The organism is Psychrobacter fozii, assembly GCF_003217155.1.
GTDB lineage: Bacteria > Pseudomonadota > Gammaproteobacteria > Pseudomonadales > Moraxellaceae > Psychrobacter > Psychrobacter fozii.
The window spans coordinates 305,797-327,820 of record NZ_QJSU01000004.1 but is presented as its reverse complement, the minus strand read 5'-3'; the positions used below and the strand labels follow the sequence as shown (position 1 = coordinate 327,820).

Genomic DNA, 22,024 nt, shown 5'->3' with positions numbered 1-22,024 from the left:
ATAGACTCAAGATTGGCTTCCATTTTGTCAGCAATTTTGAGGAGGATGTTGGCGCGTTCGGTCACACTGGTTTTGCCCCACGCATCTTTGGCAGCGTGAGCCGCATCTAGGGCTTTTTCGATGTCAGCTTCTTTTGAGCGAGCAACTTGGCAGATGACTTTGCCATCTATCGGACTGGTGTTGTCAAAGTATTCACCATCAACGGGTGCAATCCACTCACCATTGATGAAGTTGTCGTATTTTTCGCGGAATTGGACTTGGCTTTTTTCTGTGTTTGGATAGGGATATAACATTAACTGCTCCTTGTTGTGAAAAAGGCATATTAAATGCCTTCAACTGATCTTCCTGATCGAGTCTTAATTTCATGCTACTGATATTCTTATTCAAGTTAAAGCTAATTTTTACGTTAAACATTTCAATTATCTATTACTAAAAGTTATAGCTTTAAATAAAGGCGGATGGGTCTCCTTGATAGTACTTTTCATGTTATTTTTTAGTAAAAGTCAAAGACTGTTTAGTTAATACAAACTAATAGTTTTTTATAGCTTAGTTTTTCAACAGTCACTTTCAATGACTACTGAAAGCTCTGATCGTTGCGATTCAATATGCCCTAAGAAAATACAGCTGACACAAGTAGGGGTAATGTGGGTAGTAAGCGAGATTGCAGAATGAATTAATATTAGTATTGCTGAGCGTTCATCCTAAACCTGTTAATCGGTTTTAAGGCTAAGATTAGGGTGGTTTATTTTTTATATTTATCAGCAATAAGATGAAATAAAAGATGTATTAAAAAACAAATGTTTATATAATTCTATATAGTTATATTTGGAAGGCAGATGTATCGCTAAAGACAAGGTCGAATTGATAGAGTGGTATAGCAAAGCTTAAAAAAATGGTTATATAGTCATTCCACTATAAAAGTATTACAGCGTTAACCTAGTTTGAAATATTTAATATACATCTACACTAGGTTGCTTTGTACTACTTTTAAATCAAATCGACTATGAGCTCAGTTGTGACGCTCATCAAAAACTGAATGAGAAAGAATGGTTATCATGAGAAAAATTAACAAGACATTAATTCATAAAATGATGATAATAGGATTATCAAGTGGTTTAACCATACCTGCTGTTGCAGATCTTGGTATTGTAAATACTTTAATGAACAAAGGACTCGCTACTACTCAAGCCACTCTTGGCTATATGTACAGTACTGGTAATGATATTAGTCAAGATGATGTCAAAGCATTTGAATGGACTAAAGCCGCTGCTAATAGAGGAAGGGCATTTTCCCAGTATGCACTTGGAGAGATGTACAGCAATGGCACTGGCGTACGTCAAAACGATGCCAAGGCCATTGAGTGGTATGAAAAAGCTGCTAATCAGGGCAATGCTGAGATTCAATTCAATCTTGGAACTTTTTATCAGCACGGTGAAGGTATTCCTCAAGATTATGATAAAGCAGTTCAATGGTATCGAAAATCAGCGGATAAAGGTTTTGCACTAGCTCAGTATAATCTTGCTGGAATGTACGATAAAGGCCAAGGGGTGAGTCAGGATTATGCAGAGACACTCAAATGGCTAAGAAAGGCTGCTGCTCAAGGATATGCGGGAGCTCAAAACAATATTGGTGATATGTACGAAACTGGTAGAGGGGTTAAACTTGATGATGCAAAAGCGGCTGAATGGTATCTAAAAGCTGCAAATCAAGAAATAGCCGAAGCGCAGAACAGTCTTGGCTTGATGTACTTTGAGGGCAGAGGCATGGCGCAAGACAAAGTTCAATCCCAAGAGTGGTATAGCAAATCTTGTGACAACGGATATCAGCCGAGTTGTGATGAGTTGTAGCCAATTGAATAAGAGAGACTGTGATTTTAAAAACTTAAAATAGATATGTACTTATCAAGTGTTAGTCATGAGGTTATCATTTGGCATAACTCTGTCAGCTGAAGCCGATGAGTTTTTTGAAAGTATGAATGTTTTAACAGAGCAGAATGGTTCTTCAAATTCAGTACACTTAATGTGCATGGATTGGGATAGATTCATAGGACAGTATAGAACGCCAGATACAACAAAGCCCCTGATATCAGGGGCTTTAGCTATTCTATAAGATAGTATAGAACTATGTATTGGTACCAGTGGTCGGACTCGAACCGACACGCTTATTAGGCAACGGATTTTGAATCCGTCATGTCTACCAATTCCATCACACTGGCATGTTAGGTAATAATATCTATTAGATAGGTATTATCGAATTGGGCTACAGGGTTAACTCTGTATAGGCTGCATATTATAGCAGGCTATTTTTTATCGTCAAGAATTATTTTATATAATTTGCGATTAAATCAAAAAAACCGATATATTCTATATATCACTTATCCTACAAAGGCACGTTCGACCGCATAATCTGCTTGAACACCCATACGTGGTGAGACGGTTAGACCAAAGTCATCCAAAATAGCAGAAACTTCTGCGTTGAATGGCATGCTACCGCAAATCATCACACGGTCATCTTCTTTATTCATCGGTGGCAAGCCAATATCTTCAAAGAACTTACCTGATTTCATAAGGTCAGTAATGCGGCCTTGGTTTCTAAACTCTTCACGAGTCACAGTCGGATAGTAAATGAATTTTTCGCGGAACCATTCACCAAAGATTTCATCATTGGCCAACTCAGTTTCGAACATCTCACGATAGGCCAAATCTTTGGCATGACGAACGCCATGTACCAAAATGATTTTATCAAAACGCTCATACACTTCAGGGTCACGTGCTAACGCCAAAAATGGTGCCAGTCCTGTGCCTGTCGATAGCATGTATAAATGCTTGCCCGGTAATAAATCATCTAGTACTAGTGTCCCAGTTGGTTTTTTGCTAACCAACAGCTCGTCGCCTACTTTAATGTGTTGCAGGCGTGAGGTCAGTGGACCATCTGGTACTTTGATAGAGAAAAACTCTAATTGGTCTTCGTAGTTGGGGCTAGCAATCGAGTAAGCACGTAATAATGGCTTGCCATCGACGACGATACCAATCATCGCAAATTCACCATTACGAAAACGTAGGCCGTCGTCGCGAGTGGTTTTTATACTAAATAGAGAGTCATTCCAATGACGAACCTCTGTAACCGTTTCGGTGCGAAGTTTTGACATAAAGTCCTCGTTAAGTAGTCGCTGTGTGCGTCAACAGTATTAATTGAATGTGTCATTAGGGGTTAGCACTGCATCAAACTTTTATTATGATGACGATTAAATGGTCAGGCAGTGTCCAAATGTCGAAGTATATTTTATATCTTATTAATGAGATAAAGACCACTATTATCGTGATGCAATCTATTCTCAATAATAATTCTCGCTCATAATACCAAAATTTAAAATAAAAATCCGCCTAGCCGCTACTATGTGGCATGATAAAATGGAATATCGTTAGTGAGTAATTGTGTATCACTGGATAAAACTGGTTTATATTGGCAGGTTTTGGTTATTAGTAGATTTCTTGGAGACTTTTATGTCTGGTGACGATGCACAGTTAGATAAACATCATCATGCGCCCATAGTGGGTTACCACCGTGCACCCTTATCACAAAAATTTGGTGCGCCACGTCAGCCAAATTTGGTAGCACTAACCAGTGTTATCGAAATGCTTGCGCCTTACGATACGCCAGCAGCATTCGTGGGCTTGGAAGCGTTTAGCCATATTTGGATCAGTTGGCAGTTTCATCATAACTATATAAAAAAAGACAATTTGGCTAATAAAAATGCGGATACTACAAAAACCACTGGCTTTCGCACACAAGTAAGGCCACCACGGTTGGGTGGCAATCAAAAAATAGGTGTGTTTGCCAGTCGTAGTATGTATCGTCCATCGGCACTAGGGTTGTCTGTCGTCAAGCTGGAGCGTGTAGAGGTTATACAAGGACGAGCATTTCTTATTATTAGCGGTGCAGATATGATAGATGGCACGCCTATTGTCGATATTAAGCCGTATGTGACGTATAGCGATGCGCTTGTAGAGGCAGAGAGTGGCTTTGCACCTACGGCTCCTACGCTGTTAGCAGTGACGATGACCGAGCCTGCTTATGAGCAGTTTGTAGCGTTAGCTGATACTGGACAGCTTATTAATAATGAGAAAGCGATAAATATAGAGCAGGATACGGTTACGACGCTTATGCATCAGATGCAAAGTCAATTATTACCCTCTGATATCGATATTATTAAGGCACTCATTGCGCAAGATCCTCGTCCAGCGTATCGTCGTACTCAAATAAATATGCCGTTCACCATGCGCTATAAATCTGTTGATGTGAGCTTTCAGTTAATAGCTGGAAATGAACTACAAATAACCGCCGTTGTAGAAGTGATGTGAATTGATATCATTTTTAACCATATATTCTAAAACGATAAAAGAAGAAAAATATGTCTGAGCATAAATATTCAATAGTGATTGATTTGCGTTGGTGTCTAGATGAGCTATTGGCAGATAAAGTGATTGACCAACGGGGCTATAATTTAGTCATTACGAGCCGCCGTGATAAGACGCAGCATCCATTGTTGACCATCAACGAGTTTGGTTTGCCAAATGGCCATGCGCTTGATAGTGACTCTGAGAGCAAATTAACATTGCCGTGGCTTAATCAATGGCTGGCTGCTAAAGCGGGTATGCCACTCGTGCGTATCGACCCGTTGAAAGTTGATGTCCCTGCTGTGACGCAGCTGATGTCTTTTGAGTATGCACGCTCACAGCATATTTTGCCTATTGAAGTCACACTGGATGAAGTAGTCATTGGCACAGATCAGCCGTTTCATACCGATTGGCACTCAAACATTGAAAAGCTGATTAAGTCTAAAACTTATCGTACGGTCTATATTAATCCTGAACAGATCAATCGCTATCGACAAGAGTTCTATCAAGTCACACAAGCCATTGCAGGCGCGAATAGTATTCACAAGCGTGCGGCAGCTGATGTCACTAATGTTGAAGCGTTACTGCAGTTAGGTGACAACACCAATCCCGATGCGAATGACCAACATATCGTTAGAGTTGTCGACTGGCTGTTGCAATATGCTTTTGAACAGCGTGCCAGTGATATTCATCTTGAGCCGCGGCGTGAGACTGGCAAGGTACGTTTTCGTATTGATGGCGTGCTGCATACCGTCTATGAGATGCCCTTAGCAATTATCGTTGCAGTCACAGCACGGATCAAGATATTAGGAAGACTCAATGTCGCAGAAAAGCGCAAACCACAAGATGGTCGACTAAAAACCCGTACGCCAAAAGGGTTAGAAACTGAGCTACGTCTTTCTACCATGCCTACTGCGTTTGGTGAAAAACTGGTCATGCGTGTATTTGACCCTGAAGTGCTGGTGCGTTCATTTGCGCAGCTTGGCTTATCTGGCAAGCAGCTTGAGACGTGGCATGAGCTGACGGCGCATCCCAACGGTATTATCTTGGTCACAGGTCCAACGGGTTCGGGTAAAACCACAACGCTATATAGCACACTAAAACAGCTTGCCACAGAGCAGGTTAACGTTTGTACGATTGAAGATCCGATCGAGATGATTGAGCCTGCTTTCAACCAAATGCAGGTGAATTCAGGTGTTGATTTGCATTTCGCGGAGGGTATCCGTTCTTTGATGCGTCAAGATCCTGATATTATTATGGTCGGGGAGATCCGTGATGCGGAAACAGCTAATATGGCTGTGCAAGCTTCTCTAACTGGGCATTTGGTGCTTTCGACGCTACATACCAATGATGCACCTAGCTCTCTCACTCGTTTGCATGATTTGGGTATTCAGCCGTTTTTAACCTCGGCAACCATACTAGGAGTGATGGCACAGCGCCTGCTACGTACATTATGTACGCATTGTAAGCAAGCCGTTGATGTCACACCAGACAGTGAGATTGCGATTCAGTGGCAAGAGTTGGTACAGCCTTGGCGCGCGCCAGCCCCAGCACAAATCTATACTGCAAATGGCTGTGAGCACTGCCGTCATACAGGTTACCAAGGACGTGTGGGCCTCTATGAAATCATGCCGTTGTCAAATGAACTAAAAAAACTGGTTGCGGCTGATTCGAGCTTAGACGTACTTAAGCAGCAAGCATACCGTGAAGGTGTGCAGCCACTAAGGTTGTCTGGTGCGAAGCGCATTAGTGACGGGGTGACGACCATAGAAGAGGTAATGCGAGTAGTGCCATTGAATTAAGAATCAAATTGTAAATCGCTTTTAGCGCTCCCAACGTACATTTTGACGAATGATTTTTGCTGGTGTGCCGGCAACCATACAGTTTGGTGTTTCGACTGGCTTATTGACGAAAGCACCTGCTGCAATGATACAGCCACTGGCAATAGAGACGTTTTTAGAAATAGTCACATTGGCAGCAACCCAAATATGGTCTCCCAAAATGACGTCAGAATGTGCGTTATTTACTCGTGCATTGGTGTCTATATCGTAAACCTTGTGGACATCAGTAGCACGAATCTCAATACCACGAGATATCATGCAAGATTCAGCAATAGTTACGCTTTTGTCACGTGCCAAAATATAACAGTCAATCGCCGTAGTATGATTACCGATATGAATGTGTAAATGGTTGCCGACAATTAATAGTTGCCCAGAGAATTTGACTTTCTCTCCAATGGTTATGCGATTATGACTGCCATTGATGTCTATGTTTAGCTTATTAAATTTACCATGCTCACCGATGGTAATTTGATTGTCATGACCTTGACGAATGGTAATAACTGACTTGCCAATAATACGTGCATCTGCGGCGATATCGATATGATTGCGATGCCCTTTGTCTTGTAATAAAAACCGTTGTCCGTATAGCTGTTTAGGTAATAGTGTCTTGATGATAGGAGGCAGGGTAATGGTTTTTTTATGGGTCATAATAAAGGGCTTATGCAAGTAATCAAATAGAGGTCGTCAAAAGGATAAAAGTGTCTGCTGGTTAAGCGTTTTATAGTGTACCGTCAAACAGCACTTGAAAATAGCCTATTCTAGAGCAATAAATACAGTTATCTATTCGAAGCTTTAACTTTAATATTTTTTATTTATCAATTTTTATTAACGAGATTTTTATGTTTACTGATACCCATTGTCATCTTAACCGTTTAGATTTGACGAAGTATGATGGCCAACTGTCTGGCGCAATAGCCGCTATGAAAGAAGCTAATGTCACTCGTGCGATGGCGATTATGTGTGATTTTGCTGAATATGATGATATTGCTGACATTATCAAAACGTACGCGGATGAAACACTGAATCTTGGCATGAGTGTGGGTATTCATCCTTGTGAAGATATGGCTATATTACAATCAGCGACCGTCGAGCGCCTGATAGAAACAGCCAATGCTGATTATGTATGGGCGATAGGAGAGACTGGATTAGATTATTACTGGTCAACAGAAAATAAAAAAGAACAACAAGCCAGCCTTGCCCGTCATATCCATGCCAGTCAAAGCCTAAAGAAGCCACTCGTCATCCATATGCGTGATGCCAAAGAAGACACAATCGATATCTTAAAAGCTGAAGGGGCAGAACACGGCATCATTCACTGCTTTACTGAAGATTGGGATACCGCAAAAAAAGCACTCGATTTAGGGTTTTATATCTCATTTTCTGGCATTGTCAGTTTTAAAAGTGCGCAACAAATCAAAGATGCCGCAAAAAATATGCCTAGAGACAGATTGCTTATCGAAACCGATAGCCCTTATCTAGCACCTGTGCCTAAACGTGGCAAGCCCAATGAGCCAGCCTATGTACCCTACGTGGCCAGTTGTATCGCAGAGATGTATGGCTGTAGTAGCAAAGACGTTGGTGCATTGACTGCAAAAAACTTTGAAAATTTACTGGCACAGTACCATTAAAATGGTTATGCTATGACCAGTCAGTCATTTATCATGTAGCCTTATAATGACCTGCTCCAAGCAGGCGTAATCATATGATTGTTAATGACTATTTAGAAAATATAAGCATATTCCTTGTCGTCCTCGCGCAGTCTCTGTATGGATCCATACTCTTGATGTTGGTGTGTTAACGTAAACGACAGTCGTATGCTTAATCTTATCAAGTTTTAGGAGAGACTATGAGTCGTCAGCATCAGTTCAAGGTACGAGAAGAAAATATCTTAGCAATGGCAGAGCAATTGCTACTTGAGTCGGGCGATGGTGATATCACTTTAGACAGTTTGGCAGACCAGCTAGATTTGGCTAAAGGGACACTATATAAGCATTTCTCCAGCAAAGATGAGCTTTATTTGCGTATTATTATCCGTTACGAAGAACACCTGTTTGATATCAATCGCATTGATGACTGCCCATCGGCCGGTGTTGCTCGGATGATTTTTCAGCAGTTATTTAATCCACAAAAAGCCATGCTACTGAATCAAATCGAAGAGCGTTTGGCTGCATCGGTAACGGGCCTAAATCGCTTATTTGGTGAGCTGTATGATATCCGCCGTCAGCGTATGAAGCGTTTGATTGATATCATCAGTGCTTATTTGAAAGATGAGCACAGCAGTTTGAGTACGCGTGATTATCTATCGTCTATTTGGGCAATGGGTCAAGGTGGTGCAGGGCTATTAAACTCAAGCTTTTATCAGCGTTATTTGGGTCGCCGAGATACTTTGCGTTATGCGTTCGTCCAGCAAATACTAGAGTTGCCCAGTCATTATCCCGCTGTGGATGATGAGGTGATGGATGAAGATATGCAAGAATTGGTAGAACAGATTGAGACCGAGTCAGAAGAGCATCGCAATACCAATTATTAAGCGGTTTATTGAGCTTTAATACTGTCTATTCAGTTTTAATGTCGTAAGCAATATCATTATAAGTGCTGTGTGTTGTCATATTTATTATGGCAACACACAGCATTTAGTTTTTTATAGCTTTTAAGAATTAATTACACATACCGAGACCTAATCTTCTAATAGGGTTTCTTCTGTAGATTTCCAATTATAAGCACCATAAAATAGCATCTGTGCTTGACGAGTACAGTTATGGAGCATCATCTGCTTGTTTTCTTCAATCTCGTTCAAGTCTATCTCGTCATCATGGTCTTCTGTGTACGTCAGCTCCAACCAGTCGATAATCCAAGAGAAGAACATATTGACCCCAGCTTCGGCCAATAACCGACGGTCATAGTCATTGATATGAGTAAATGCTGGCTGTAGTGCTAGATCATCCGCCAAGCCTTGAGCATGCTTCTTTGTGAGCTCATTGATAGCTTTACGGACAGACTCCGATCCGCCATAACGTTCACTGACCAAAAACTGCCAGTAATAAGGCTGATCGCTCACCATATACAAAAACAGCTGAATACTCTTGGCAATTTGACGATCGAAACTACGCTTGCGACCAATCTGTAAGCTATCGCTTAATATGGCCAACGTGCCTCCTAACTCTTCAACCACCAACGCACGTCCGAGCGATTCCATATCATCGAAATGTCGATAAAATGCGGTCGGCACAACGCCAACTTCGCGCGTGACTTGTCTTAGGCTGATAGAGCTAAAAGATTGCCCTGTCATACATAAATCGAGCACGGCGTTAAAAAAGGCGTGCCGAGTTTGAAGTTTCTTTTGTTCGCGACTGCTCATAATATTTCAAAATTGTCCGGTAGGTGTTTATCATACTCATTTCAGCGTAAAAATACGAATGAAATACGCAACTTGTATTCATTTACTAAACCATGCACTGGTCTTTTAAACCATTGTGCCCCAATGACCCTGCAATTCCTGCGCCAATCGATACGCTTCATGGTCATTCATGCCAGTAACGAAATCTAAAATATTTAAAATATTGAGATAGACATTGTCTGACAATACGCGGCGATGTTCGTCAAGATGTGGCTGTAGCAACTTTGATAGACGCTGCTGCTCAAAGGACATGGATTGAGGGTCAGATGTTGCTCTACTGCCTGTCCAAGCCAATGGCATAAAAGCATTTAATAAACGATGCAAGCATTGGTTGGCCATTAACTCCATTCTTACTTTGTTTGGGTGATTGAATATTTTCTCACGTGCCAATTGCTTTGCTTGGTTGATGCCACTTCGCACACTGATATCACAGTGGTCAAATAGACTGCCTTGGAGTTTTCCGGCTAGCAGGGTATCACTATTGGCAACAAAGGCATCGGTCACAGTGTTTACCAAACGCATCATGGCTCGTGCTCGCAATGACGCAAGACTTTGTCTAACGGACATGTGTGTTGGTAAGTTGATACTATCAGGGCGCTCACTAATCAGCTCATAAAATATCGTGGCAACCTCCTGATAAGTGAGCATGTTTAGATTGATGCCATCTTCTAAATCTATCAACGCATAGCAAATATCATCTGCCGCTTCTAGTAAGTAAGCCAGTGGATGCCGCGCAAAGCCATCGTGTTGCTCAGAGCGCGGCAGATTTAAGCACGCTGCTAGCTCTTCTAGCTGTGCGGCCTCACTATAAAAACAGCCAAATTTTTGCACGTTAGTTGCAATGCCACTTGAATGTAAGCTGTGAGAAGTATCGTTGCTATGCGTCGCTAACCAAGGGTATTTCATAAAGGCACCTAAGGTCGCACAAGTGAGACGCATGCCGCCTTTATCCGGATGGTGCTCGTTATTGACGAGCAATCTAAACCCTTGCGCATTACCTTCGTATGCCAGTAGGTCTAGCTGCTCATGGTGGCTCAAGGTTTGCAAAATCTCCTGCGGCTCAGGCAACCTGAACCAGTCCCGAATGGCGTATTCTCCTGCATGACCAAAAGGCGGGTTGCCAATATCATGAGCGAGACAGGCGGCTTGTACGATAACGCCGACATCCGCTGGCGAGATACCTGCTGGTAGGCCATTGCCTAATTTATCATGGAGCTTTTCTGCTGCCATCATTGCTAAAGAGCGTCCAATACATGAGACCTCAAGCGAATGTGTTAGGCGAGTATGAATGCCGAGCTGATTGGTCAACGGATGGACTTGAGTTTTTTGATTGAGCTGTCTAAAGGAGTGCGAAAATACCAGTCTGTCATAGTCTTTATGAAACTGGGAGCGGGTACTCGTATTGGCATTAAATTTTTTGGCAGCGCCAAGACGCTGCGAGTTGAGCAGATGAGACCATTGTGTGGTAGGAGACGGCAAAGAGGTTGGTGTACTTAGCATATTAAACATCCGAAACCAAGGGAGCCTATAGCATAGCAAAATAGGGCCCTTGGTACAGATATATAGTCAGAGAACTACATTAAGATTTCTGGCAGTTAAAAAGTACTTCTTCCTCGTCGATAGCCACATTGCTGTCCAATGTTTTATTGAGCAAGGTTGCCTTGTCACCACTTACTTGCCATATGATGCCATGAGTATCATCTAAGCCAATATCACTCGTATAGATGGCTTTATCAGCGTCACTATCAGCAGCAGCTGTTAAATCGTACTCGAGACCATCGATGAGTAGGGTCGCTGTCTGTGGCGTACTGTCGTTACCGTAAGAAACATCGATAGTAGCAGTAGGCTCACAAGAGAATGGCGTGCCTGCACTGGCATGGTCATGACCCTCATGTCCTTCATGATCGTGTCCTTCATGATCTTCGTGATTGTGCCCTTCATGTTCTTCATGATCGTGTTCGTCATGCTCTTCGTGACCTTCGTGACCTTCGTGACCTTCGTGACCTTCGTGATCATGCTCATGGCCTTCTTGATCCTCTACGGCGGTTACTACCTCAGTGTCAGTGCTGGGTTGACAGCCCAATAGTGAACCTGTCACCACACTGCCTATGAGCGCAGCACCTGCGAGTTTAGAAAAAGAGAAATAAGCAGCCATAATATAAATCCTCAAATAAGCAAAAATAAAGATATGTTATAATATAACAATTAGTATGTAAAATAAAGCCGATGATGGAGAATCTCCAACATCGGCTTATTAACTTTAAATGCTATTTACCGCTTAAAGTTATACGTTAAAGCGGAAATGCATCACGTCGCCATCTTGCACGATGTATGTTTTGCCTTCCAAACGCGATTTACCAGCAGCGCCTGCGCCTTTTTCGCCGTTGTATTCGATGAAATCATCATACGCAATGACTTCGGCACGAATGAAACCGCGCTCAAAATCAGTATGAATCACGCCAGCAGCTTGTGGGGCAGTTGCGCCAATAGCGACAGTCCAAGCACGCACTTCTTTAACACCAGCGGTAAAGTAAGTTTGCATATCAAGTAAGTCATAACCACCACGGATTACTTGATCAAGACCGGCTTCTTCCATGTCCATCTCAGCTAGGAAGTCTTTTTTGTCGTCTTCATCAAGCTGAGCGATTTCAGATTCGATTTGGTTGCACAGCGCGATGACGATAGAGTCTTCACCAGTGGCGTAGTTACGAACGGCATCAAGGTAAGGATTGTTTTCAAAACCATCTTCACTGACGTTGGCGATATACATGGTTGGCTTTAGTGTGATTAAACCATAGCTTCTGATGAGTTTTTTCTCATCCGCATCGAGATTGGCGGCACGTGCTGCCTGACCATCTGCTAATAATGGTTCGATTTTTTTGAAGATATCAAGCATAGCACCAGCGTCTTTGTCACCGCCTTTGGCCTTTTTGGTCAAGTTGAATATAGCGCGCTCAACGGCCTCTAAATCTGCCAATGCGAGCTCGGTATTGATGGTTTCGATGTCATCAATCGGGCTGACGCGGCCATCGACGTGGACGACGTTGTCATCATCAAAACAGCGCACGACGTGAGCAATCGCATCAGTCTCACGAATATTGGCTAGGAACTGGTTGCCCATGCCTTCGCCTTTTGACGCGCCTGCAACCAAACCTGCGATATCAACAAACTCCATGGTCGTTGGTAGCACGCGTTCAGGATTAACGATATCAGCCAATTTCTTCAGGCGTGGGTCTGGTACTGGTACGATACCCGTGTTGGGATCTTTGGTACAAAATGGAAAGTTTTCAGCGGCGATTCCCGCTTTGGTCAACGCATTAAACAAGGTAGATTTACCCACGTTTGGTAGGCCGACGATGCCGCAATTAAAACCCATAACATTCTCTCAATGTATTAATAAAATCAGTTGGTATAAAGATTGGTTAAATGATAAATCAAAATTGGGCACATTGTAGCAAATTTACCGGAATAGGGGTGAGGTTGTTGTATTGTATACTGAAATTTTGCTTCTTCTCATGACTGGCAATTTTGCCATTTTATCGATTATGGTAAGCTGTGTTATAAAATAATAGTTTGGCTTGTAGGCGTATGACAGGTAAGCGCCTACGACTCGCTACACTGTACGAGCAGTCCTCATTATGAACGCTAAATGTATTAATGTGCTAATTGACGACACGCCCTAGGTATAAATGATAAATGCGCCGTATCGATAAAGGCAGCTAAAATAAAATGAAAGGCAAAACCCTACAATGACTACCACGATCTTTGATACGCGCCACTATAATTATCCGCAGAATTTCATGGAGATTAAGCCCAAGCTGGCACGTTTGGAAAAGGCGATTAAAAAGCTAGAGGCAAATTTAATCGATGCTAATGATGATGCAAATATTGAGCTACTGAATCAAAAGCTCAATAGTGAATTAGGCTTGAAAGTAAACTATGCCCGTGAGTTAAATCCCGACCAATTATTAGCAGCCACAACTATTGAAGGCAAAGTGTTGGTCATTGCAGGTGCAGGCTCTGGCAAGACCAAAACGCTCACGTACCGGACCAGTTATTTGTTAGAAAACGGGGTCACGCCCAAAAGCATCTTGCTACTGACTTTTACGCGTAAAGCCGCCAATGAAATCAAGAATCGTGCAAAGACTTTATTGACTAATAGTTTGTCTGATGAGGATTTGGCCAAGGATAAACTGCCAACTGATAAGCGGCTCAACGATATTACCAGTGGTACTTTTCACTCATTTTGCAATATGTTGCTGCGCCAATATTCAGGTCTACTCGGTATCAATCCGCGATTTACGATTTTAGATACTGGCGACAGTGAAGATGCCATCGACTTAATCCATAAAGAAAAAAAGTATCCTGCGCAAACCAAAAGCCAAGCCTTTCCCCGTAAGAAGACACTGCAAAATATCATTTCTAGCTCTCGGAATAGACGTATTCATATCCGCGATTTAATCGAAAGCAATTATCCTGATATCGCCGTACATATTCCGATTATCGAGCAATTGGCGGTCGATTTTCATGAGTATAAGCGTGCCAATCATCTCTATGATTTTGATGACATAATTAGCCAGGTCGTGCGCCATTTAAAGATCAATGACACCTTTCGCCAAATGCTACAAAACCAATATCGCTATATCATGGTTGATGAATATCAAGACACCAATATTCCGCAAAAGCAGCTGATAGATTTGATTTGTGAGCCTGATTCGGTATCACTGATGGTGGTCGGTGATGACAATCAAAGTATTTATGCTTTTCGCGGTGCCAATTACGAAAATATTCTGTTATTCGGTGAGACCTATCCTGATGCCAAGCTGATTAAGCTCGAACAAAACTATCGCAGTACGCCCGCTGTTTTAGATTATATCAACGCCTTGTCAGCGCAAATCACGCTAGGCTATCAAAAGCAACTGTACTCTGGCGCATCGATAAGTGGGTACAAGCCAGTATTTAGCCGCCTAACCAATGAGACAAAAGAAGCCAAATATATCGCTGATAAAATCATCGAGCTAAAGTCAGATCATGAGTACAATGATTTTGCGGTACTGTGCCGTACGTCTTTTCAGTCTAACTATGTCCAGCTAGAGTTTATGGAGCGTCATATTCCATTTATCGTGGTGGGCGGTATTAAGTTCGTTGAAAGGCGACATATCAAAGACGTTTTAGCCTTTATTAAAATTCTTTATAACCCCAATGATACGATTGCATGGCATCGAATTTTGACCTTATTCCAAGGCGTTGGGACAGTTACCGCGACGCGTTTGACCCAAGCGATTAATGCCGATAACAACTCTTTTGAGCCACTACTCACAGCGAAGTTTGCTAAAAAAAGCGAACAGCTTGAGCCTTTGTATCATACGCTTACTAAGGCAAATCAGGCTGAATCAGTCGAGACGGTCATTGAGCATATTTTAGAGTTCTATATTCCTGTCTTAAAAACGATTGAAGAGAATTGGCGAGAGCGTAACGAGGACTTTCGTGTGCTCAAAAATTTGGCAACAGAACACAGCAGCCTAGATAACTTCTTAGAAAACTTGGCACTCGATCCACCCAATGATTCGGTAGCCACAACCAGTCAACCTGAGGAAGAAAGTAAAGATAAAGTCACTATCTCGACCATTCACAGTGCGAAAGGGCTAGAGTGGCCAGTGGTGTTTGTCAACTCATTGGTCGACGGTATCACGCCGCACCATCGCTCTTTGGATGACTTTGAGGAGCTAGAAGAGGAACGGAAATTATTCTATGTTGCTTGTAGTCGAGCTAAGACCAGATTATATCTAACGGCGCCTGATTACTTCGCCAGTTATTCAGGGTATTTTGACAAGCCATCACGTTTTATCGCGGAGCTGTCTGCTGATGAGGTAACGGTAGAGACGGCTAAACATCCTAGTCTGGAAAATGATGATCCAGTGTGGTGGTGATATTGTGAGTATATTACTATCGCACTGGCATTGACTGACTCTTATATATTTAAGCGTCAGTCTCCGTTTCACTATCTATGTTGGTATCAATGTCAGTTTCAATATCGATCTGTGGTGCATCAACAGTTGTGACGACTCTAGATTCAACATATGAGCTGCTATATGCTGTGTCGGTAGTGATTGGATAAATCTCTAAACGCTCTAGTTCTGCCAATAAATCTTGAACAACTTCATTCCTGCGAGTGACAAAAGTGGAGGCAAAGCAGCGCCAGAATTTCCAGCCCGCACGCTCTAAAATACGCTGACGTTGCATATCGCTTTCCCATTTGTCAGGCCCATGATATCTATCACCATCACATTCTATGGCTAGGCTGTTATCGTTTTCACCTTCGACAACTATATCAATTCGGTAGGCACCTGCTTTAACCTGCGGAACCACTCGATAGCCTCTCTCAATCAGAAGATCAAAGATTTCTGTTTCAAAGGGAGACTCACATTTATCACGCAAATCAGAGACTTCTTCTTCATCTTGCATGAAAGGGGCTTGAAAGTGTTTGATAAGCTCTGCTCGATAGTGATCGGCTTGGCTTAGCTCATCCAGTTCAATACTGCGTACCAAATACATTCTATCGCGTGCTCTTGAAGCAGCGACATTCATTCGCTGGGCGAAGGTATCTCTCGTTTGTGCATGAGCAGCTCCAGGTGCCACTATCAATGACAAAAACATGATATCGCGTTCTTTACCCTGAAAGGTTTTGGCGTCACCGCAAGCAATATCAAAAGCAGTCATTACCGCTTCATCCAACTCTTTATTGAGTATCTCCATAATATTATGTGCTTGCTTATTGCCTAGCAATGAGACAACACCGATGGTTTTACCTTTGTAAGCTAGATCAGAAACAAGGGTTTTGATTTCATCGACAATAAATCTGACTTCTGACGGGTTAATATCAGAGCCTTTAATCCGATAGCCATCGGTGACATAAATATCAATCAATGGCGGGTCTAAGCGTTCTGAGGGTTTGGCTTTACGCAAAGGTATCAGCTCATGGTTGTAAAACTCACGTTTTGAGAACTCAATAATAGGTGCCACACTGCGAAAATGTTCTTTTAGCATCACACTGCTATCTGCAAAAACGACTTTGAATAAATCATATATTGAACGATCAGGTGACATTTGTGAGCGATAAACAGGGACTTGATTGCTCAGATACTGTGACATCAGATTGCGAATTTTTTCGATATCGAGGCCCACGCCTTCTGGCGATACTTGCTTATCGTCACCAACGATTAATACTTTCTTGGCTCTCATAATGGCTGGCAATGCCGTTAAATCAGATTGAGAAGCTTCATCGATGATAACCAAGTCAAAACTGCCAAATTCTGCTGGCAAGGATTCAGAAATACGATAATGCGGCATAATCCAACACGGGATAGCAGCACTTGCTCCTGCAGAGGCTTCGCGCGCTTCACGGCGATAATAGTGCGCGCCTTTGCCCGTTCCTTTACCGATACGCATAATGGCAGAGCGGTATTTTTCTAAAGATGCTCTTACGTTTGGTGTCGCATTTTCTGCAACTTTTAGCCAAGCTCTTTTGGTGATGGCTTCTTGATAGAGTCTTGCCAGATTTACTTCTAAATTGCCACGAGTTTTTGCCAGTTGAACCAATTCCTTACGACCATCTATGCTGTCGATAAAGCTTGTCAGTCTACCAATTCGCCAAATCTGCTGCCAGTTATCAGGCAGTAAGTCGTCAGGTTGTAAATTATCTGATTGCAAGTTATCCGACACACATGTGCCTTGAGAGTTATGACAAGATTCAAAACGCAATTTCTTTGCCCAAAGTGGTGCACCGTTATCTTCAATGAGTTGGGTAACGTCAGCGACTGTCTGTAAGTCTGTTGCAAGGTTATTCACGCGTTGCAGCTCATTTAACAGTTCTTGATAGTCTGTTTGTAATTGATCGTCAGATAAACGTGGATCACCAATATTTTGAGTGATAAAGACCGTCATTTTTTCAATAATCGCGCCTTTACAATCAGTGAGATTATTAAGTAATGTCTCTTTTAGCGTGAGACTTTCAGCCAGATTATGTCTCTTTAAATGTTGTTTAAGAACACTTTCAATCTCAGCCAAGATATCGGTGTCATAAGGTGCTGCAGAAATAACATCCCAACCTATGAATATAGTGCTTAACGCCTGCTTGATACTGTGCTGCAAGTGGTTACTAGCAACGATTTCATCGTATAGATGAACGGCTGAATGTAATGCAGACAGATTATCAGGCGCTACCTCAAATATCGGTAAGGACAGCTCATTTGATAAGGCATTCCAGCGAAGGATAAGCGCTTGAGATTTTTTTCTAAACGTTATAAAGTTGGATATATACTGCCAATCTGCCGTACTTGATGGTGCTGATGAGACTATCGTAATAGACTCAAGGCTTTTCTTTTCAGCAGATTTACCAAAAATACCAGCGAGACCAAATGGTTTTTTGCCTTCAGATAAATTTTTCACCGCGTCAACGAGCTCTGGATTTTTATCAAAATCATCAGGAATCGTAATAGGTTTGGTTAAATAAATAGTTCTCTCATCAAAAAGTGCTTTGATCTCATCGTTTAGTATAGTGAAATGGTCGATGATGTCTTGCTTAGTCTCATTAGCTAAATGCTGCTGAATATCCGTCGTCCAGCGCTGCCCAGCCGCGACAATTTTTTGTAGTAGGTCAGTTAGACGAGATGTATTGGCAGTGATTTCCTGAGCAATATTTATTGTACTAGCACTGTCATTGATTAAGCTTGGCAATTCTCCTTGCTGCTCAGCTGCTTGCGACTCATTGAGATAGCTCAAATCCTTATGAAGTTGCTTGATAGCGTTGGTAGGAGGCATGTGTGCAACGGCAGGAATTTTTTTATTAAGATAACCCAAATCCTTGCCGAGATTTACTCTTGCATCTTTTAGCGCTGTGATATCAGCATGAGTAAATCGAGGTTTAAAGGTCTCTTCGATACCCAACTTATCGGGAAAGCTTTCGGTAAGCTGTCTGTTTTGAGCAACCTCAGTCGCAGCATCTATGGGCTTGATCGTTTCATTGTCGATAGTGATATCATCAAGGTTTAACCGTGCCCAAGCCGTAATTTTATGATCAGTGCTGGCTAACTGTGCATGGATGGTATCAATTTGAGTGTCAAACATGACAATGTCTTTTTTGTAGACCTCGCGATTGATACTAGACACTTCGCTCGATATTTTTTTGATGGTATGTTCAAACTGCTTTAACCCTTCGTTTTCACTGGTCAGTAGGCTAACGGCGAGAGGGCGAATAGATTCAGGCAGTTGTCCTTGTAACACCTTTAACGCAGGGTCTTTCATCGACGTGACCAGTACCCGCTTGCCAAGCGCTAAGTAATGACAAATGACATTGGCAATAGTATGGGTTTTACCTGTACCAGGCGGGCCTTGAACGACCACGCCATCGTGAACATCTAACTGTTGTATGATTTGTACTTGTTCATCGTTGAATGCTTTGGGGAAATATAGCTCGGCTGGCGTGCCGATATAGCTATCACTGCCACTCACCATAGACAAACCACGATAAGCAGGAAGTATAGTTTCTTTGTTTTCTGTAGCAGGCTCTGTCAGCATTGCCTTAAGGGCGCTCGGTAAATCAATGTCAGTGACGGATTCTAGCTGAATGGATAAGTTATTTAAGTCTTGCAAAAAGATATTGTTACTTCTAGGACGCGCCATAATGACCCATGTGTCAGTAACAATCAGGTTGTTTTGCGCTTTAGGGATTTTTCGATCATCTGCACTAGTATGATCTGGTTGATAAACGCCAGAGGAATCAAGCAAAGTAACCGCTGATTTTAAGATAGGCTCATAGCTACTTGGCAAAAAAGGACTTAAGGACACATCTTCTGAATCATAAAAATCTTTGCTGTTCTTTAATAACTTAGCCAAACCTTGATTTTCTTCTATAGAAAAAGGTTCCGTTTCAAGCGTGGGAGTAGATAGGGTAGGCTTGATGAGTAATGCCATTGTCTTTTGATCTAAGGTGATTTCAACAGATTGCGTCAATAGTGGATACTTTATCTGCTTGCTACTCTGCTCATCGTCCGTGCTTTTTCGTGTGGCAATACCCACACCCCACACCAATTCTAACTGTGCATCAGCAAGATTGCCTTGAAGCTGTTGATTCAGCATGAATAGGCTAGAATACAAAGCAATGCTTTGGCGAACGAGCTTTTCTTCTGCTAGCCAAGGTTTCCAAATATCTTTGAGGTAATCGTTAAATTCATCTTGTAGAGATGCTCTGTCAGGAAAGTCTTTTAAATAAACTTCTGTCTTTAATGGTGCTTCATCTAACGACTCATTTTGATGACTGTTTTCAACTTCAAATGGAGTAAATACCTCTGTAGAGTCTGCAAGCATTAAACCATCATCGATGAATGGTTGCACAGATGTTTTTTCTTTTAATGACGGTTGGTCGCTAAGTTTGACTGGAAATACTAACCAATGTGTTAACAGTGAGCTGCTAGGTTGAGGCACTGGATTTTCACGCAATCGTTCTAAACGCAACCAAACATCCTCAGAGCTATCATCTATGATATTTAGGCTGATACCAGGCAGGTTTAATACTTGCTCTTCTGTACAAGTGAAGTCACTGTGCTTCGTAAAGTCTTGAGTAGGTGCTTTTTTCATCAAAGCACACTGTTTGATGAATTCAATCTGAGAAGCCAGTCTTTGTGCGTAAATACTCATTTATTAAATTTTCCCAATCATCAAAAAACCATTGATTAATATCACTAAAATCCTGCTAATTTTATCTTTCCAATATCGCTTATTCTGTATTCAACTAAAAGTAACTTTAAGAAAAAACCAAACTATAGCACAGAAATTTATGTCGATAGATTGCATCTAATATTTGTTAGATTTATCGCTATTAGCCTTTATTGTGGTTATAAGTCAACTGATTTGCCCCTATCTTCGTCAATTTTTTTACTAAATTATTACTCAAAAGCCAGTATTATTCCTTTCAAGAATGTCTTTTTTTAAACCACATAACTAAAAGGGTTTAACTCAAAAATATTTTTCAGATAAGGGTTTAATATCTGGCTTAATGCGTTACTATTACCACCTAATTCTGTTAGACCCTCATATTTGATACTCTGTATTAACACCCTAAGAAAAGGATAGGTTATGCGCTATGAAGTGATCGTTATCGGTGCAGGTATGGTTGGCACGTCAGTTGCGTGGCATTTACAAAAAAACAATTCACAAGTACTGATGTTAGACAAGAAGCTGCCAGGATCAGAGACCTCGTATGGTAATGCTGGGTTGATTCAGCGCGAAGCCATTCACACCCATCCTTTTCCTCGTCAATTGACTGAGATGATCAGAGTATTACCGAACCAAGGTACTGATATTCGCTATCGTATCCCAGCGATTCTGCGTTACCATCAAGCACTGTTACAATACTGGAAATACTCTGTACCTGCGACTGTTAAGCAAATCGAATCAGAGTGGCAGACACTGATTGAGCATTGCACCAGTGAACATCAAACGATGATTGAAGCCTCTGGTGCTGACGAGCTAATCACGCGTGACGGCTGGTTACAGCTGCATCGTTCTGAAGAGACGTTTAAAGAAGCGCAAGTGGCAGCCATTGATGCACGCAATCAAGGGGTTGAACATAACGTACTAAACCTTGAGGCACTAAAAGCCATGGAGCCTAGTGCCAATTTCGAAGGTTTCGTTGGTGCGATTCATTGGAAAAACTCTTGGCAAGTATCGAACCCAAGCTCGCTAGTCAAAGCGTATGCGAAAAACTTCCAAGAGATGGGCGGCACGATCAAAGAGAGCGATGTAAAAGAAATCGTAAAAGATGGCGAAGGCTGGAAAATCATCACTGATAATGATACTTACTATAGTGATAAGTTGGTCATTGCAGCGGGTCCATGGTCGAACGACTTGATCAGACCACTTGGTTATAATCTGCCATTGTTCCCAATGCGTGGTTATCATCAGCATTTCAAAGTAACAGAAAAAAATACCATCAATCACAGTATGTTTGATATGGACAAAGGCTTTGTGATGGGCCCAATGCAGCAAGGTATCCGTATTACGACTGGTGCTGAGATGACCACCATGGATGCGCCAAAGAACTTTGGTCAATTAAAAACGGTTCTGAAGCTGGCTCGCAAAATCTTACCATTAGAAGACGCGGTAGAATCTGAAGCATGGGCAGGATCGCGTCCTTGTATGCCAGATATGAAGCCAGTTATTGGTCCTGCAGACAAGCATGAAAAATTATGGTTCGCATTTGGTCATAGCCATCAGGGTTTCACATTAGGGCCTATGACAGGGCGTCTGGTTGAAGAAATGATTCATGAAAAGCCATCATTAGTAAACCTTGCACCATTTAGTGCTCAGCGTTTTTCGAAGTAAGAGTGCAT

The 22,024-nt window shown here is 42.0% G+C and carries 15 protein-coding genes and 1 tRNA gene; 7 read left to right on the top strand and 9 right to left on the bottom strand.

Annotated elements, in window-relative coordinates:
* The coding region (locus tag DFP82_RS07425) for an aldehyde dehydrogenase family protein (RefSeq protein WP_146221330.1) at nucleotides 1-293 on the bottom strand (293 nt) is incomplete at its 3' end.
* A gap of 762 nt (nucleotides 294-1,055) precedes the next feature.
* On the opposite strand from DFP82_RS07425, the gene DFP82_RS07420 reads away from it, so the two are divergent.
* Nucleotides 1,056-1,847: a tetratricopeptide repeat protein gene (locus tag DFP82_RS07420; protein ID WP_181416266.1), complete on the top strand. Its 792-nt coding sequence runs from the start codon at nucleotides 1,056-1,058 to the stop codon at nucleotides 1,845-1,847.
* 282 nt (nucleotides 1,848-2,129) lie between these two features.
* Here DFP82_RS07420 and DFP82_RS07415 read toward each other — a convergent pair.
* Both DFP82_RS07415 and DFP82_RS07410 read right to left on the bottom strand, forming a co-directional pair.
* Nucleotides 2,130-2,215 (bottom strand) — tRNA-Leu (locus DFP82_RS07415).
* Between the two features lie 159 nt (nucleotides 2,216-2,374).
* The gene (locus tag DFP82_RS07410) at nucleotides 2,375-3,148 is read right to left on the bottom strand and encodes a ferredoxin--NADP reductase (RefSeq protein WP_110923088.1); all 774 of its coding nucleotides are present in this window, start codon (nucleotides 3,146-3,148) and stop codon (nucleotides 2,375-2,377) included.
* Nucleotides 3,149-3,503: 355 nt separating this feature from the next.
* Here DFP82_RS07410 and tsaA point away from each other — a divergent pair, with 355 nt between their 5' ends.
* Together tsaA and tfpB are read left to right on the top strand one after the other, a co-directional pair.
* Nucleotides 3,504-4,361 (top strand): tRNA (N6-threonylcarbamoyladenosine(37)-N6)-methyltransferase TrmO, encoded by an 858-nt coding sequence (gene tsaA, locus DFP82_RS07405; protein WP_110923087.1) that lies wholly within the window; start codon nucleotides 3,504-3,506, stop codon nucleotides 4,359-4,361.
* A gap of 50 nt (nucleotides 4,362-4,411) precedes the next feature.
* Nucleotides 4,412-6,199: a type IV pilus assembly ATPase TfpB gene (gene tfpB, locus DFP82_RS07400; RefSeq protein WP_110923086.1), complete on the top strand. Its 1,788-nt coding sequence runs from the start codon at nucleotides 4,412-4,414 to the stop codon at nucleotides 6,197-6,199.
* A 21-nt stretch (nucleotides 6,200-6,220) separates the two neighbouring features.
* Here the strand turns inward: tfpB and DFP82_RS07395 are convergent, their stop codons facing one another.
* Entirely contained in the window at nucleotides 6,221-6,886 is a 666-nt protein-coding gene (locus DFP82_RS07395) for an acyltransferase (protein WP_110923085.1), read from the bottom strand.
* A gap of 191 nt (nucleotides 6,887-7,077) precedes the next feature.
* On the opposite strand from DFP82_RS07395, the gene DFP82_RS07390 reads away from it, so the two are divergent.
* A complete protein-coding gene (locus tag DFP82_RS07390) occupies nucleotides 7,078-7,866 on the top strand; it encodes a TatD family hydrolase (protein ID WP_110923084.1) in 789 nt (262 codons plus the stop codon).
* Nucleotides 7,867-8,084: 218 nt separating this feature from the next.
* Entirely contained in the window at nucleotides 8,085-8,768 is a 684-nt protein-coding gene (locus DFP82_RS07385; RefSeq protein WP_110923083.1) for a TetR/AcrR family transcriptional regulator, read from the top strand.
* A gap of 147 nt (nucleotides 8,769-8,915) precedes the next feature.
* Here the strand turns inward: DFP82_RS07385 and DFP82_RS07380 are convergent, their stop codons facing one another.
* The 4 genes from DFP82_RS07380 to ychF form a co-directional block, all read right to left on the bottom strand.
* Nucleotides 8,916-9,596, bottom strand: a complete 681-nt coding sequence (locus DFP82_RS07380; RefSeq protein WP_110923082.1) for a TetR family transcriptional regulator — start codon at nucleotides 9,594-9,596, stop codon at nucleotides 8,916-8,918.
* Between the two features lie 105 nt (nucleotides 9,597-9,701).
* Nucleotides 9,702-11,135, bottom strand: a complete 1,434-nt coding sequence (locus DFP82_RS07375) for a deoxyguanosinetriphosphate triphosphohydrolase (RefSeq protein ID WP_110923081.1) — start codon at nucleotides 11,133-11,135, stop codon at nucleotides 9,702-9,704.
* A 79-nt stretch (nucleotides 11,136-11,214) separates the two neighbouring features.
* On the bottom strand, nucleotides 11,215-11,790 hold the full coding sequence (locus DFP82_RS07370) for a hypothetical protein (RefSeq protein WP_110923080.1): 576 nt from the start codon (nucleotides 11,788-11,790) through the stop codon (nucleotides 11,215-11,217).
* Between the two features lie 129 nt (nucleotides 11,791-11,919).
* Entirely contained in the window at nucleotides 11,920-13,011 is a 1,092-nt protein-coding gene (gene ychF, locus DFP82_RS07365; protein ID WP_110923079.1) for a redox-regulated ATPase YchF, read from the bottom strand.
* Between the two features lie 373 nt (nucleotides 13,012-13,384).
* On the opposite strand from ychF, the gene DFP82_RS07360 reads away from it, so the two are divergent.
* Nucleotides 13,385-15,565 (top strand): ATP-dependent helicase, encoded by a 2,181-nt coding sequence (locus DFP82_RS07360; protein ID WP_110923078.1) that lies wholly within the window; start codon nucleotides 13,385-13,387, stop codon nucleotides 15,563-15,565.
* Nucleotides 15,566-15,614: 49 nt separating this feature from the next.
* Here the strand turns inward: DFP82_RS07360 and DFP82_RS07355 are convergent, their stop codons facing one another.
* The gene (locus DFP82_RS07355) at nucleotides 15,615-20,330 is read right to left on the bottom strand and encodes an AAA domain-containing protein (RefSeq protein WP_110923077.1); all 4,716 of its coding nucleotides are present in this window, start codon (nucleotides 20,328-20,330) and stop codon (nucleotides 15,615-15,617) included.
* A 438-nt stretch (nucleotides 20,331-20,768) separates the two neighbouring features.
* On the opposite strand from DFP82_RS07355, the gene DFP82_RS07350 reads away from it, so the two are divergent.
* Nucleotides 20,769-22,016, top strand: a complete 1,248-nt coding sequence (locus DFP82_RS07350; RefSeq protein ID WP_110923076.1) for an NAD(P)/FAD-dependent oxidoreductase — start codon at nucleotides 20,769-20,771, stop codon at nucleotides 22,014-22,016.
* The last annotated feature ends 8 nt before the right edge of the window (nucleotides 22,017-22,024 follow it).